At 57.1% G+C, this 14,245-nt stretch carries 10 protein-coding genes; all 10 read left to right on the top strand.

Translation table 11 applies throughout. The features are described from left to right. Positions 1–5 precede the first annotated feature (5 nt). A complete protein-coding gene (locus tag DFP98_RS03405) occupies positions 6–3,299 on the top strand; it encodes a DEAD/DEAH box helicase (RefSeq protein ID WP_246016393.1) in 3,294 nt (1,097 codons plus the stop codon). Positions 3,300–3,416: 117 nt separating this feature from the next. After that, positions 3,417–5,186 carry an ATP-dependent protease LonB gene (gene lonB, locus DFP98_RS03400; RefSeq protein ID WP_116059152.1) on the top strand — a complete coding sequence of 590 codons (1,770 nt, stop codon included), beginning with the start codon at positions 3,417–3,419 and terminating at the stop codon, positions 5,184–5,186. 379 nt (positions 5,187–5,565) lie between these two features. Then, on the top strand, positions 5,566–7,983 hold the full coding sequence (gene lon, locus DFP98_RS03395; RefSeq protein WP_116059151.1) for an endopeptidase La: 2,418 nt from the start codon (positions 5,566–5,568) through the stop codon (positions 7,981–7,983). A 32-nt stretch (positions 7,984–8,015) separates the two neighbouring features. Continuing rightward, the gene (yihA, locus tag DFP98_RS03390; RefSeq protein WP_116059150.1) at positions 8,016–8,669 is read left to right on the top strand and encodes a ribosome biogenesis GTP-binding protein YihA/YsxC; all 654 of its coding nucleotides are present in this window, start codon (positions 8,016–8,018) and stop codon (positions 8,667–8,669) included. Positions 8,670–8,823: 154 nt separating this feature from the next. Further along, positions 8,824–9,414, top strand: coding sequence for a non-ribosomal peptide synthetase module (locus tag DFP98_RS03385; protein ID WP_116059149.1), 591 nt, complete (start codon positions 8,824–8,826; stop codon positions 9,412–9,414). A 312-nt stretch (positions 9,415–9,726) separates the two neighbouring features. Beyond that, positions 9,727–10,128 (top strand): adenosylmethionine decarboxylase, encoded by a 402-nt coding sequence (speD, locus tag DFP98_RS03380; RefSeq protein WP_116059148.1) that lies wholly within the window; start codon positions 9,727–9,729, stop codon positions 10,126–10,128. 238 nt (positions 10,129–10,366) lie between these two features. Beyond that, positions 10,367–11,746, top strand: coding sequence for a glutamyl-tRNA reductase (gene hemA, locus DFP98_RS03375; protein ID WP_116059147.1), 1,380 nt, complete (start codon positions 10,367–10,369; stop codon positions 11,744–11,746). A gap of 29 nt (positions 11,747–11,775) precedes the next feature. Continuing rightward, positions 11,776–12,597 carry a cytochrome c biogenesis protein CcsA gene (gene ccsA / locus DFP98_RS03370; RefSeq protein ID WP_116059146.1) on the top strand — a complete coding sequence of 274 codons (822 nt, stop codon included), beginning with the start codon at positions 11,776–11,778 and terminating at the stop codon, positions 12,595–12,597. A gap of 38 nt (positions 12,598–12,635) precedes the next feature. Beyond that, a complete protein-coding gene (locus tag DFP98_RS03365; protein WP_181917465.1) occupies positions 12,636–13,298 on the top strand; it encodes a precorrin-2 dehydrogenase/sirohydrochlorin ferrochelatase family protein in 663 nt (220 codons plus the stop codon). Beyond that, complete coding sequence (hemC, locus tag DFP98_RS03360) at positions 13,299–14,240, top strand: hydroxymethylbilane synthase (RefSeq protein WP_116059144.1); 942 nt, start codon at positions 13,299–13,301, stop codon at positions 14,238–14,240. Positions 14,241–14,245: the final 5 nt, after the last annotated feature.

Here is a 14,245-nt window from a genome sequence, read left to right as displayed (position 1 = left end):
CGGGCTTGTCGTTTATCGGTTCAAAGGGCGTGAACGAATTCGTCTTCGATAAGCAAAAGATCCGGGAAATGAGCGACGATGCGACGTATTTGCGCGGCGAAGCTTATTTTCGTTCGGGTCAAGTACTGGCCGTCAGGATGGAGTCGGACAGCGAAGCAAGCTACAAGGCCGTCGTAAAGGGAGCAAACAACGAGAAATACGAAGTCGAAGTAGAAATCGGCAGGGACGGGGAGCTGAGGGCGTCATGCGGGTGCGAGGCTTATGCTCCCCTCTCCTACTGCAAGCATATCGTCGCCGTATTGTTGAAGCTGGGTGAGGGGGAGAGATTGCCTGCGGAGGAGGAAGAGATGTCCGGGAAGGACGTCCATCTGACGAAGCAGGTTATCTTTTTGTTCGATCGGGCTTTAAGCCGTCGTACGGAAGCTTCCATGCAGGCGCTGGAAGACGAGACTTGGGATAAGCGAACGCTGGCGACGGAATTCGGATTTAAGCTGGTGAGAAGCTTCGGCGGCCGCACAATGATGGCCGTTTCGATGAAAATCGGGCTGTCCCGCATGTACGTCGTTCAGAAAATCAAAGAGTTTCTGAAGCATGTCGAGAGCGGCACGCAGATGGCGTTCGCCAAGCACTTCTCGTACGATCCTTCGGAGCATTCGTTTAACGAGCATGACGAGGCGTTGATCGGGCTGCTGAAGGAAGCGATGCATGCCGAAGAAACTTACAAGGATCTGCTACATTCCTTGTCCTCCTACTCTTATCGGGAGGAAAGAATATTGGCCGTTCCACCTGCCGTATGGGAGAGAATGCTGCCTCATTTGGTGCATACGAACGTTAGCTTCGAGGATAAGCTCGGCGTTCACCGCATGGAGCTGGTCGACGGGGAGCTTCCCGTTGCGGCGCGTCTGGATAAAGCCGGAAGCGGTTATCAGCTTGTGTTCGAAGGCTTGAACGACATCGTGCTGCTGGATGAGTACGGCGTTGCCGTCTCGGGAGGGCTTCTGTTTCGAGCCGATTCCGAGCGGCTTGGACGACTGGCGGAATTGCAAGAGCTTTTTCGCTACGAGTCGGGCACCAGACTGTTCATCTCTCCGGAGCAGATCGAACCGTTTATCGATCGAGTCGTGCGCGAGCTAAAGACGATGATTCGGGTAGACATCTCTCCTCATATCGCCGATCGGATCGTCAGTCCACCTCTTAACGCCCGCCTTTATTTGGAGTTGGAGGAGGACCGGCTGCTGGCGCGGTTGGAATACGTGTACGACGATATCGTCATTAGTCCGCTTCCGCAGAAGGCGATCAAGAACGCTCGGGAGGACGTTCTGCTCATGCGCGATCTCGACCGGGAGCATCGTATTATGGCGTTGATCGAACGAGCCGCCTTCAAGTTTAACGGCAAGGACGTCTACTTGGATCAAGAGGACGACATGTACGATTTTCTGTACGACATTCTTCCGCAGCTTGGAGACGACGTGGACGTCTATGCGACAGATGCGGTTCGTGCGGTTATGCGCGAAGTCGAGTACGAGCCCCGCGCCCGGCTGGACGTCGACGTGGGAACGAACTGGCTCGAAGTCTCCTTCGATATGGAGGGGCTGGAGGAAGAGGACGTTCGCAGCTTGATGCGGAACCTTCAGGAGAAAAGGAAATATTACCGACTGCCCGACGGACGGTTTCTATCTCTCGAGCAGCCCAGCTTTCGCGATATTAGCAGGCTGTTCGAGGATCTCGACTTCCACCGGTCGGAGATGAACGGGACGCGGATGCGCATGCCGGCCGTTCGCGGCTTCCAGCTGATGGACCGCTTCAGCGGCGCCTCCCGCGGAGTACAAGTCGGCAAGTCGCTGCGGCAGCTGTGGGACAATCTTCGTCATCCCGACAATCTGGATTTCAAGATTCCGTCCGAGCTTGAGCCGACTTTGCGCGACTACCAGAAATTCGGCTTCCACTGGCTGAAGACGCTGTCCCATTACCGTCTGGGAGGCATTCTTGCCGATGATATGGGGCTGGGCAAGACGATACAGAGCATCGCTTATATCGTCTCCGAAGCGGCTGTTCCTACGGAAGAAAGCGGGGCGCCGTCGCCGGTGCTGATCGTCTGTCCGGCATCGCTGATCTACAACTGGGAGCGGGAAATCAAACGGTTCGCGCCCGAGCTCAGGACGATCGTCGCGGCCGGCGATCCCCAGGAGCGGGGCGGACTGATGGACGATGAAGGCTCTCGGGAAACGGATGTTTGGATCACCTCGTATCCGCTGCTGCGTCGCGATATCGACTGGTACGAGAAGCGGACGTTTCGGGCGTTGTTCCTGGACGAAGCGCAAGCCATCAAAAACTACGCTTCCCTGACCGCGCATGCGGTCAGGCGTCTTCAAGCCGGACAGCGGTTTGCGCTTACGGGTACGCCGATCGAAAATTCGCTCGACGAGCTGTGGTCGATCTTCGAAGCGATATTCCCGGGCCTGTTCGGCAGCCGCAAATCGTTTAACGAGCTATCGCGAGACGAGGTCGCCAGAATGGCGCGGCCGTTCATTCTTCGCAGGCTCAAGAGCGATGTGCTGAAGGAACTGCCCGACAAAATCGAAAGCGTGCAGCCGTCGGAGCTGTCCGGCGACCAGAAACGGCTCTACCTGGCTTATCTGGAGAAGCTGCAGACCGAAGTGGTGCGGGATTTGTCCGAGAACGGCGGCTTCCAGCGCAATAGGATGAAAATATTGGCCGGGCTGACCCGGCTGCGACAGCTTTGCTGTCACCCTTCACTGTTTCTGGAAGGCTACGAAGGCAGCTCCGGCAAGCTGGAGCAACTGCTTGAGCTCGTCGAGGAATGTCGTTCGGCCGGCAAGCGGATGCTCGTATTCTCGCAATTTACATCGATGCTCGACATCATCAGGCAAGAGCTGGACGGAAGGGACGTACCTTACTTTTATTTGGACGGCTCTACGCCGGCCGCTCGGCGCTTGGAAATGTGCGATGCGTTTAACGGCGGGGAACGGGATATGTTTCTCATCTCGCTGAAGGCCGGAGGCACGGGACTGAACTTGACCGGGGCGGATACGGTCGTTCTGTTCGATCTGTGGTGGAATCCGGCCGTGGAGCAGCAGGCGGCGGATCGGGCGCATCGCATCGGACAGAAAAAGGTTGTCCAAGTGTTCAAGCTGGTCGCTCAAGGGACGATAGAGGAAAAAATACTGCAGCTTCAGCAGCGCAAGAAAGATCTGATCGAAGAGATCGTTCAGCCGGGCGAGACGTCTTTGTCCGCACTGACGGAGGACGATATCCGCGAACTGCTGGAGATTATATGACTATAGGTGCCGACATTCGGGCAATACTACCAAGTATAGCCTGGGCGTCGGTTTTTTTCTTTATGGCCGGTTAACGGAGTGAACGCCCGGATGCAGGATCGGGGAGGATGAAAGCAGATGAACTTAAGCATGATTTTGATGCTGATTCAAGTTTTTTTTGCCGTTGTGATCGGCATTTATTTTTGGAACCTGCTGCGCAATCAGAAGAGCAACCGCAGCGCGGTGGACCGAGAATCGCGCAAGGAGATGGACAAGCTGCGCAAGCTGCGCTCGATCTCCTTGACCAAGCCGCTGGCTGAGAGAACGCGGCCGGTATCGATAGCCGACATCGTCGGCCAGAAGGAGGGGCTGCGGGCGCTTAAAGCGGCGCTATGCAGCGGCAACCCGCAGCATGTGCTCGTCTACGGCCCGCCGGGGGTCGGCAAGACGGCAGCCGCTCGCGTTATTTTGGAGGAAGCGAAGAAGAATAAGCTGTCGCCGTTTCGGCTGGACGCGAAGTTCACCGAGATCGATGCGACGACGGCTCGCTTCGACGAGCGAGGCATCGCCGATCCGCTGATCGGCTCGGTTCACGATCCGATCTATCAAGGAGCAGGGGCAATGGGCGTGGCGGGCATTCCGCAGCCGAAGCCGGGCGCGGTGACGAAAGCGCACGGCGGCATTTTGTTCATCGACGAGATTGGGGAGCTGCATCCGATTCAGTTGAACAAACTGCTCAAGGTGCTGGAGGATCGCAAAGTCTACTTGGAGAGCGCCTATTACCATGCGGAGGATACGAATATTCCGCTGTATATTCATGATATTTTTCAGAACGGCTTGCCTGCGGACTTCCGGCTTGTAGGCGCGACGACAAGGTCGCCGAGCGAGCTGCCGCCGGCGCTGCGCAGCCGCTGCATGGAAGTCTATTTCCGCCCGCTGCTGCCGGACGAGATCGGCGAAATTGCCGAGAATGCCATTCAGAAGATCGGCTTCGCTCCGCTACCTGAAGCGCTTGAGGTGGTGAAGAGATATGCGACGAACGGAAGGGAAGCGGTCAACGTCGTCCAGCTTGCCGCCGGGCTCGCCCTGTCCGAGAACCGCGAACAGCTGACCGGAGCGGACATTGAATGGGTCGTCAACAGCAGTCAGCTTCCCCCGCGTCCGGATCGCAAAGTGCCGGCCAAGCCGCAAGTCGGCCTTGTCAATGGCTTGGCCGTCTACGGCCCGAGCATGGGGGCGCTGCTGGAGATCGAAGTATCCGCCATTCCCGCGCTGCGCGGCAAAGGACAATTCAATATTACCGGCGTCGTGGAGGAGGAGGAGCTTGGCGGCGGACAGCGGACGCTTCGCCGCAAGAGTATGGCCAAGGGCTCGCTCGACAACGTGTTGACGGTGCTGCGCAGCCACGGCTTCCAGCCGGAAAACTATGACCTGCACGTCAATTTTCCCGGCGGCACGCCTGTAGACGGTCCTTCGGCCGGCGTAGCGATGGCGGTAGCAATCGCCTCCGCTATGACCGGGCAGCCGGTCGACAATAAGCTGGCGATGACCGGAGAGGTCAGCATTCACGGCTCGGTGAAGCCTGTCGGCGGCGTCGTCGCCAAAGTCGAGGCCGCATTCCAGTCGGGGGCCGATACGGTTCTCATACCGAAGGAAAACTGGCAGGCGATCTTCGAGGGGCTCGAGGGGGTCAAAGTCATTCCGGTAGATCGGATGGAGGACGTATTCCGGCATGTGTTCGGCGACGCGTCGGCGTGGACGGAGGAGAAGCAGCATCCGGTCGAGCTGCCTATGGCGGCCGATACGTTCGCGGCAGCTCCGTCAGGGTCGGTGCTGCACGCCGGAAAGCTGCCTTCGGACGCCCGCGCCCAGCCTGCCGAAGGTACGACGCGCTCGATTGAACGTTAACGCGATAGTGGGACGAGCGGTCGTATAGCCGGGAAGTCAGACAGTCGCTCAGTGGGACGACCCCCCATAAAAAAAATCCGAGAGCAAAGCGCTTCGACGAAGCCCTTGCTCTCGGAGTCACCGGAATCCTTCGTGACCTTAACTCCGGATACGGTTTTTCAGTAGTCATAGCGGAAGGCAGTCTTCGCAATCTTCGCAAGCTTGGCAATGAAATCCGGGAGTGGATCGCTTCGATCGAGGCGTTCGCTCCCGGATTTTTTTAGTGCGCCTAAATAGCGGCTGATTTACTTAGAGCATCTGGTTTTTTGCGGCGAGCGACGACATTTGATACAATGACGAAAGGTTTTGAAATCGTTCCTGACAGCGAGGTGCGTCAATTATGGGTTCGAGCAAACAGAAGAGCCGTTCCATCCCACTGCTGCCCTTAAGAGGGCTACTCGTATATCCGAGCATGGTGCTCCACTTGGACGTCGGGCGGGAGAAGTCCGTCAAGGCGCTGGAGCAATGCATGGTCGACGACCATATGATTTTGCTGTGTTCCCAGTCGGAGGTCAACATTGAGGAGCCGACGCAGGAAGACATCTACCGGGTCGGAACTATTGCCAAAGTGCGTCAGATGCTGAAGCTGCCGAACGGAACGATCCGCGTGCTTGTGGAAGGCGTAAGCCGGGCGGAGATCGAGCAATACTTGCCGAACGAGGAGTTTTACGAGGTGCTGGCTCATGAGCTGCATGAGTCCGAGACCAACGATTCGGAGCTGGACGCGCTTATGCGCGCCGTGCTCAGCCAGTTCGAACACTATATCAACCTGTCCAAGAAAGTGACGCCGGAGACGCTAGCCGCCGTGTCCGACATTAACCAGCCGGGCCGCCTGGCCGACGTCATCACAAGCCACTTGTCGCTTAAGATCAAAGATAAGCAGGAGATTCTCGAAACCGTCGAGGTGCGCCCCCGTCTGGAGAAGCTGCTCGATTTTCTCGGCAACGAACGCGAGGTGCTCGAGCTCGAACGCAAGATCAGCCAGCGCGTTAAGAAACAGATGGAGAAGACGCAGAAGGAGTACTACCTTCGCGAGCAGATGAAGGCGATTCAGAAGGAGCTGGGCGACAAGGAAGGCCGAACCGGCGAAATCGAGGAGCTGAGAGCGCAGCTGGCGGAGGCGGAGCTTCCCGAGAAGGTCGCAGCCAAGGTCGCTAAGGAAATCGATCGTCTGGAGAAAATGCCGGCGGCCTCCGCGGAAGGGGGCGTCATCCGCACCTACGTGGAATGGCTGCTTGCGCTGCCGTGGGCGAAGATGACGGAGGACGATCTGGACATCGCAAACGCCGAGCGGATTTTGGACGCCGAGCATTACGGTCTCGATAAGCCGAAGGAGCGCGTGCTGGAATATTTGGCGGTGCAGAAGCTCGTCAAGAAGCTGAAGGGGCCGATTCTGTGCCTCGTCGGGCCTCCGGGCGTCGGCAAAACGTCGCTGGCGAAGTCGATCGCCAAATCGCTCGGTCGCGAATTCGTTCGCATTTCTCTGGGCGGCGTGCGCGATGAAGCGGAAATCCGCGGTCATCGCCGCACTTACGTCGGCGCGATGCCGGGACGGATTCTCCAGGGAATTCGCAATGCCGGCACGTCCAATCCTGTATTTCTGCTGGACGAGATCGACAAGATGGCGATGGATTTTCGCGGCGATCCGGCATCTGCGCTGCTGGAGGTGCTTGATCCGGAGCAGAATTCGACGTTCAGCGACCATTACGTCGAGCATCCGTTCGATCTGTCGAACGTCATGTTCGTGACGACGGCCAACGTCGTGCATAACATTCCGCGTCCGCTGCTTGACCGCATGGAGCTGCTGCAGGTTCCCGGCTATACGGAGCTGGAGAAGGAGCAGATCGCCGAGCGGCACCTGCTGCCGAAGCAGAAGCAGGATCACGGCCTTGAAGAGGGTCAACTGGTCGTGGAGAAAGAGGCTCTGCTGTCGCTGATTCGCCATTATACCCGCGAGTCGGGCGTGCGGAATATGGAGCAGCAGCTCGCTTCCCTCTGCCGCAAAGCGGCCAAGGCGATCGTCTACGATCCTGCGGCTGCGCCGATCGTGATCGACGAGGCAAAGCTGAAGGAGCTGCTCGGCCCGCCGAAGTTCAGACACGGCATGGCGGAGCAGGAGGATCAGATCGGCGCGGTGACAGGGCTCGCATGGACCGAGGTCGGCGGCGATACGCTCGTTATCGAGGTGACGATTCTACCCGGCACGGGCAAGCTGACGCTTACCGGACAGCTGGGGGACGTGATGAAGGAATCGGCTCAGGCGGCTTTCAGCTACACGCGCAGCCGTGCGAAGGAATTCGGCATCGACCCGCAATTCCACGAGAAGAACGATATCCACATTCATATTCCGGAAGGAGCCATTCCGAAGGACGGTCCTTCCGCCGGCATTACGCTTGCAACCGCGCTTGTCTCGGCATTAACCGGACGCAAGGTGTCTCGCGAGGTGGCGATGACCGGAGAGATTACGCTGCGCGGGCGCGTGCTGCCGATCGGGGGCCTGAAGGAGAAGTCGCTGGCCGCCCATCGCGCCGGCATTACGAAGGTGCTGCTGCCCAAGGACAACGAGCGGGACTTGCGCGACATTCCCGACAGCGTAAGGGAGAACATGACGTTCGTGCCGGTCTCCCACATGGACGAAGTGCTGCGCGAGGCGTTTGTCGAACCGCTGGAGGCCGTCGGCGCTGCGGGAGCCGAAGGGGGACTGCAGCCGCCGCTGGACGACAAGCCGGAGGAGCTGCCCCCGTTAAGCGCGCACTGAGAGGACCGACAAGATAGGAGAGCTTTGTTGCAATGAAAATCAAATCGACCGAATTTGTGATCAGCGCCGTAGGCCCAAGCCAATATCCGGAAGGCGATCTTCCGGAGGTGGCGTTGGCCGGACGTTCCAACGTAGGTAAATCTTCGCTGATCAATAAAATGCTGCTGCGCCGCAATCTGGCTCGCACGAGTCAGCAGCCGGGAAAGACGCAGACGCTGAACTATTACATGATCCATGCAGAGCTGGGCGAGCTTTTCTTCGTCGATTTTCCCGGTTACGGCTATGCGCGCGTATCCAAGTCGGAGCGCGAAGCGTGGGGCAAAATGATCGAACGTTATTTGCGGGAGCGCGAGCCGTTGAAGCTCGTGCTCCAGCTTGTCGACGTGCGCCATCCGCCGTCCGCGGACGACGTGAGAATGTACGAATGGTTGTCCCACTACGGTATTCCGATGATCGTCGTGGCGACGAAGGCGGATAAAGTCTCGCGCTCGCAATGGCCGAAGCATCTGAAGGTGATCCGCCAAACGCTGGGGATGCCCGGACATGTTCCGCTCGTTCTTTTCTCATCGGAAACGGGACAAGGAAGAGACGAATTATGGAGTCTGATCGCGCAAGCGGCAGGATTGCCGCTTAAATCCCCCTCAGAACCCCCTAACATCGCGCAGGAAACAGAGGATAACGGGTAATAAATCGTCTGGATCGCGGGAGAAATCGATTTTTAACCGATTTTTCCGTAATTATCGGTTTCCGATGGCAGGAAAAGGCTTGCGATTTCGCGTATAATAAAAACAGTTAAGTTAGCGCAACACAATCGCAAGACAGGGGAATTGAGGAGATTTTATGGCTCAACGCGTAGCCACGGAGTATGTCAATGCCAACCTGCAGCTGACGGAAGCCGAAATGCTGCAATTGCTTTCGATCTGCGAGCTTCAACAGCTTCGTTTGCAAGTATTCGTATTGGATAACGGCAATCAGGAAGTCGTATTGGAGGACGAGAGCGTCGGAGAATCGATCCGCCTCACCTTCGAACGCGTGGATGGACAGTTCCGCTGCTCATTAACGTGCCGGGTCGTTCATCCGAAGCTGACCAACGCACTGCGCAAGCTCGTGGCGACCTTTAAGGGAGACGCGGTCGTCAATCGGATTTATCAAGGTTTTACGATGATTTATCATTATATTGAAGGCAAAGTCGCTCGCATTGCAGAGCATAAGGGAATGACCTTGCGCACCGTGTTCGAGCACCGAGACACGGCCGGCCAACTGGAATCGCTGTTTAACCTGCTCTCCGTCGAAGAGGAGATTACGCGTCTGCGCGGCTCGGTCAACGATCTGCTGGACATGCGGAATCAGACCAAAGATTCCGAGCTGATTCGCGAGATTGACGACAGCCTGACATCGCATAGCCGTATGCTGTTCGCGCTAGAAGCCTGACGATTCGGGTTGCGCGCGCAAGCATCCGAAAAAGAGAGCCGAGAGGCTCTCTTTTTTACGCTAGCCGGTCCTGTCGCAGCTGTGCGAACGCCGCCGGGCGTTATCCGAAACGTGCGTGTCCGCTGCCAAAAAAAACTATTGCATTTACCTAAGATAGATGTTATTTTTAGATTCGTTGACAACTCAATACATTAGGAACCAGGATTCACTCAAGGAATGCGATGAGAGCAATTTCCCTCCAAGTGAATGACGTAGGTCCTAGCGGATGAAATCAGTTTTACAATTTTATTCCTAGGAAGGGGGAACCGGAAGATGGAATACTCGACTTTCGGACGGCACGTTGCGGTTGACACATGGGGAGGCAACATCGATCTACTGAACAGTGCGGAACTTCTCCAATCGCACATGGTGGAAGCGGCAGAAGCATGCGGCGCGACCGTACTCTCGGTTCAAGCCAAGCAATTCGAGCCACAAGGCGCAACGGTTCTGGTGATGCTCTCGGAGAGCCACATTTCCATTCACACGTATCCTGAAAGAGGCTTTGCCGCGATCGACTGTTATACATGCGGCGAGACCGTGGATCCACAGCTGGCAATCGACTATCTCATCGACGTTCTGAAGCCGGAGAAAACCTATGCGAAGAAATTGATTCGCGGACTTGGCGAACTGCAAGTCGAGGAACCGGAAGTCAAACAGGTCGAACTTGTAAAATAATCATGCAAGCCATGGGCTGACGCTCGTGGCTTTTTCTTTTTTTTCGCATACGATAAGGCCGTTTCGACGACAATAGAGGAAAAGCCGCCTATCCGACACGGTTTCATAAAGTTTTCATATTTGACGGAAAAGCGTTCGTGCAACTGTGCTATAATAGTCGTTGATACACAGGCCAGTCCACACTTCATCATAAAGTGAAAGTGAACAACTTCTAGAAGAAAGCCGGGTGAATATAGCCATGCATCTGATCGTCGTCGGATTGAATTATCGAACCGCTCCCGTGGAAATCCGCGAGAGGTTTGCTTTGTCCGAACGGGAGATGCCGCTTGCTCTGCAGGCGCTACGGCAGACGACCAGCATTCTCGAAGGAGTAATTGTGGCGACCTGCAACCGGACGGAAATCTATGCGATTGTAGATCGGCTGCAGCTATGCGGACATTATATTCGTTCGTTTATGGAGCAGTGGTTCGGCATTCCGCGTCAGCAATTTAACAGCCATCTGTATATGTACGAGGACGACCGCGCGGTGGAGCATCTATTCCGCGTCTCCTGCGGTCTCGATTCAATGATTATCGGCGAAACGCAAATTTTGGGTCAGGTACGCGACGCATTTCTGCTTGCACAGGAGCGGAATGCGACCGGGACGCTGTTTAATCGTTTGTTTAAGCAGGCAATTACGCTCGCGAAGCGGGCCCATTCCAACACCTCGATCGGAGAGAACGCGGTGTCCGTCAGCTATGCGGCGGTGGAGCTGGGCAAGCGAATATTCGGGCGCTTTGACGATAAGAGGGTTATGATCGTCGGAGCGGGAAAAATGAGCGAATTGACCGCTCAGCATCTGCATGCCAACGGTGCGAAGGAAGTGTTCGTCGTCAACCGCACCGTGGAGAAGGCCCGCGAGCTGGCGGGCAAATTCCAAGGCGCGGCGCTAGCGCTGGACGAGGCGCTGAACCGGCTTGCCGACATGGATATCGTTATCAGCAGCACGGGCGCCGATCAGTTCGTCCTCGCTCGCAAGCACGTGGAAGCGGCGATGGCTTCCCGCAAGAAGAAGCCGCTGTTCCTGATCGATATTGCGGTCCCAAGAGACATCGAGCCGGCGTGCGGAGATTTGCCTAACGTGTTCCTGTACGATATCGACGATCTCGAAGGGATCGTGGAGACGAACCTGGCGAAGAGACGTCAGGAGGCCGCGATCATTGAAGAGATGATCGAGCTGGAGTGCGAGGCTTATCGCCAGTGGTACGTGACGCTCGGCGTCAGCCCGGTGATTAGAGCGCTGCAGGAGAAGGCCGCCGCTATCCACGACAGCACGATGGACAGCTTGGTGCGCAAGCTTCCGGATCTGGACGAGCGGCAGATGAAGGTAATTCGCAAGCTCACGAAGAGCATTGTCAATCAAATTATTCACGATCCGATATTACGCATTAAGGAGCTGGCCGCCGAGAAGCGCAGCGACGAAGCGCTGGAGCTGTTTATGCAGCTGTTCGCGCTTGATGAGGAAGTGTCCCGGCTGAAAGCGGAAGAGAAGGCGGAAGAGAAATCCCGCAAGACGAATTCAGCCCCCGTTCTGGATGTCGATAGACTGTTGACAAAGCTGGCGGGAGCGCTGCAATAACGCAAGCGGAGGCTGGAGGCGCTGCCCTCATGATTACGCAGGATTGGTTAACCGACGCGGTGCTCTATATTTACGCCCTGAGTCTGCTTTTTTTCGTCTCCGATGCCGCATCCGGCAACCCGAGGGCGAAGAAGACGGGAACAGGGCTGCTTGTTTTTGTATGGATTCTTCAAGGCGGTTTTTTGCTAAGCTTCCTGATCGAAAGATTTTCCGTTCCGCTGCTTACGACGAAAGACTACCTATTTTTCGTATCTTGGATGCTTGTGTCAGTTTCCTTTATTCTAAACCGGCTCATTCGCGCGGAGCTGCTCGTGCTGCTTGTGAACGTTGTCGGTTTTGCCGTATTTGCGCTTAATCTGATCCAGCGGCCGAAGCACACCGCCGCTCTGGAGCCTTGGGAAGTGGCGAGGAAGCTGCTGATCATGCACGTCAGCCTGATCACGCTCTCCTTTGCGCTGCTGACGATCGCGGCGCTGCTGGGAGCGATGTATCTGTTTCTGCATCGCAAGCTGAAAACGAAGAAATGGACGCACGTCATGCGCAAGATGCCGAGTCTGGAATCGATAGACAGCTATGCGTTCCGGATCGGAGCAATCGGGGTGCTGCTGTTGCTGCTCTCGTTGTCAACGGGTACGGCGGCGCTTATTCTGGACCATGATCCGGGCAAGCTGTTGGACGGCAGAGTGATCCTCTCGTTTTTGGCCGGGTTGGTCTATATTTTCTATCTGCTGCGCAAAATGAGCTCCAAGGACGACGGAATGAAGCTGGCGATCTGGAATTTGCTGGGTTATGCGCTGCTTGTCATCGGATTTTTCATCGGTTCGGCATCTTCCTTCCATCAAGTTGTATAAATCCAACGAGAACGATATCGGGAAAGGGGAAGATGCCGATGACGGGGTGGTATCCGCTGCTGCTTAAGCTGGACGGGCGCAAGTGCGTCGTGTTCGGAGGCGGGGCGGTCGCTCAGCGCAAAGCTTGCGGACTGCTGGACGCAGCCGCCGACGTTCACATTGTCAGTCCGCGAGTAACGCCGGAGCTGCAGGAGTGGGCGAACTGCGGGCGCCTTAGCTGGCATGAGAAGGAAGCGGAGCCTCACGATATGGACGGGGCCGAACTCCTATTTGCCGCCACCGATCGTCCCGAGCTGAATCGCCGACTGGCCGAGGCGGCGGCCGAGCGGGGAATACCCGCGAATATAGCGGATGATGGAGAAAGCGGAGATTTTATCGTACCCGCCGTACTGCGCAGAGGCGATCTTATTCTGACGGCGAGCGCCTCGGGAGCCGGACCCGCGCTGCCGCTGCGCATTATCGGCGAACTTGCCGAAAGGTACGGGCACATCTACAATGAGAACGTCGAAGCTTTAAGAACGATTCGCGGCATCGTCAAGGCGAACGTCGCCGATCCTGCCGAACGGCGGGTTTTGCTCGGCGCGGCTGTTACGGACGATGCGCTTGCGCAGTGGCGAACGGCGGGCCGGCTGCGCGATAAGGACGAGCTGATCGCGCAGCTGCGGCAGCTCGCGAAACGAACGGAAGGGACGGATACTTAAATGCGCAACATTATTGTCGGATCAAGACAGAGCGCTTTGGCGCTGACTCAGACGAATCAAACGATTCAATTGCTGAAAGAAATATGCGAGAGAAATAATCTGCCTTATACATTCGAAGTAAAACCGATCGTCACGCGAGGCGACCGGATTCTTGACGTCACCTTGTCGAAGGTAGGCGGCAAAGGGCTGTTCGTCAAAGAAATCGAAGAAGCGCTGCTGAACGGGCAGATCGACATGGCGATTCACAGCATGAAAGATATGCCGTTCGAGCTGCCGGAGGGTCTTGTTATCGGCGCGGTTCCCGAGCGCGAGGATCCGCGAGACTGCATCGTAAGCAGAGGCGGCAAGCTGCTTGCGGAGCTCCCGCAGGGGGCGAGAATCGGCACGAGCAGCTTGCGCCGTTCTGCGCAACTGCAAGCATCCCGCCCGGACTTCCGCATCGAGTCGATTCGGGGCAATATCGATACTCGCCTTCGCAAACTGGAGGAAGAGGGCTTCGACGCGATTTTGCTGGCGGCCGCAGGGCTGCATCGGATGGGCTGGAAGGATCGGATTACCGAGTATTTGTCCCCAGACGTCTGCCTTCCCGCAGTCGGTCAAGGGGCGCTGGCCATCGAATGCCGCAGCGACGATAGCGAGCTGCTGGATGTGCTGAGCCGTCTGAACGATACGGCGACCGCCCGCGCCGTCGAGGCCGAGCGCCGTTTGCTCGGGCTGCTTAACGGGGGGTGCCAGGTACCGATCGGCGCATACGCTCGTCTGGAGACGGCGGGCAATGCGGATGGCGCCCTCGTGCTTGAGGGTCTTGTCGCCTCCCCGGACGGCAGCAAGCTGCTTCGGGAATCCGCTGCGGGCGGCGATCCGCTACAGGTCGGCACGGATGCGGCGGAAGCGCTGCTGAGCCGTGGTGCGGGCAGCTTGCTCGCGGAAGCGAGGGAATAGCGGCG

This window comes from Cohnella phaseoli, assembly GCF_003386235.1.
GTDB lineage: Bacteria > Bacillota > Bacilli > Paenibacillales > Paenibacillaceae > Cohnella > Cohnella phaseoli.
Note: the sequence above shows the minus strand (reverse complement) of the source record. Positions and strands in the feature narration are given on the sequence as shown.

Bases quoted from the DNA above. Each gene is read 5' to 3' on its own strand.
- lonB (WP_116059152.1), top strand. From the start codon at position 3,417: ATGAACTTAAGCATGATTTTGATGCTGATTCAAGTTTTTTTTGCCGTT.
- lon (WP_116059151.1), top strand. From the start codon at position 5,566: ATGGGTTCGAGCAAACAGAAGAGCCGTTCCATCCCACTGCTGCCCTTA.
- yihA (WP_116059150.1), top strand. From the start codon at position 8,016: ATGAAAATCAAATCGACCGAATTTGTGATCAGCGCCGTAGGCCCAAGC.
- DFP98_RS03385 (WP_116059149.1), top strand. From the start codon at position 8,824: ATGGCTCAACGCGTAGCCACGGAGTATGTCAATGCCAACCTGCAGCTG.
- speD (WP_116059148.1), top strand. From the start codon at position 9,727: ATGGAATACTCGACTTTCGGACGGCACGTTGCGGTTGACACATGGGGA.
- hemA (WP_116059147.1), top strand. From the start codon at position 10,367: ATGCATCTGATCGTCGTCGGATTGAATTATCGAACCGCTCCCGTGGAA.
- ccsA (WP_116059146.1), top strand. From the start codon at position 11,776: ATGATTACGCAGGATTGGTTAACCGACGCGGTGCTCTATATTTACGCC.
- DFP98_RS03365 (WP_181917465.1), top strand. From the start codon at position 12,636: ATGACGGGGTGGTATCCGCTGCTGCTTAAGCTGGACGGGCGCAAGTGC.
- hemC (WP_116059144.1), top strand. From the start codon at position 13,299: ATGCGCAACATTATTGTCGGATCAAGACAGAGCGCTTTGGCGCTGACT.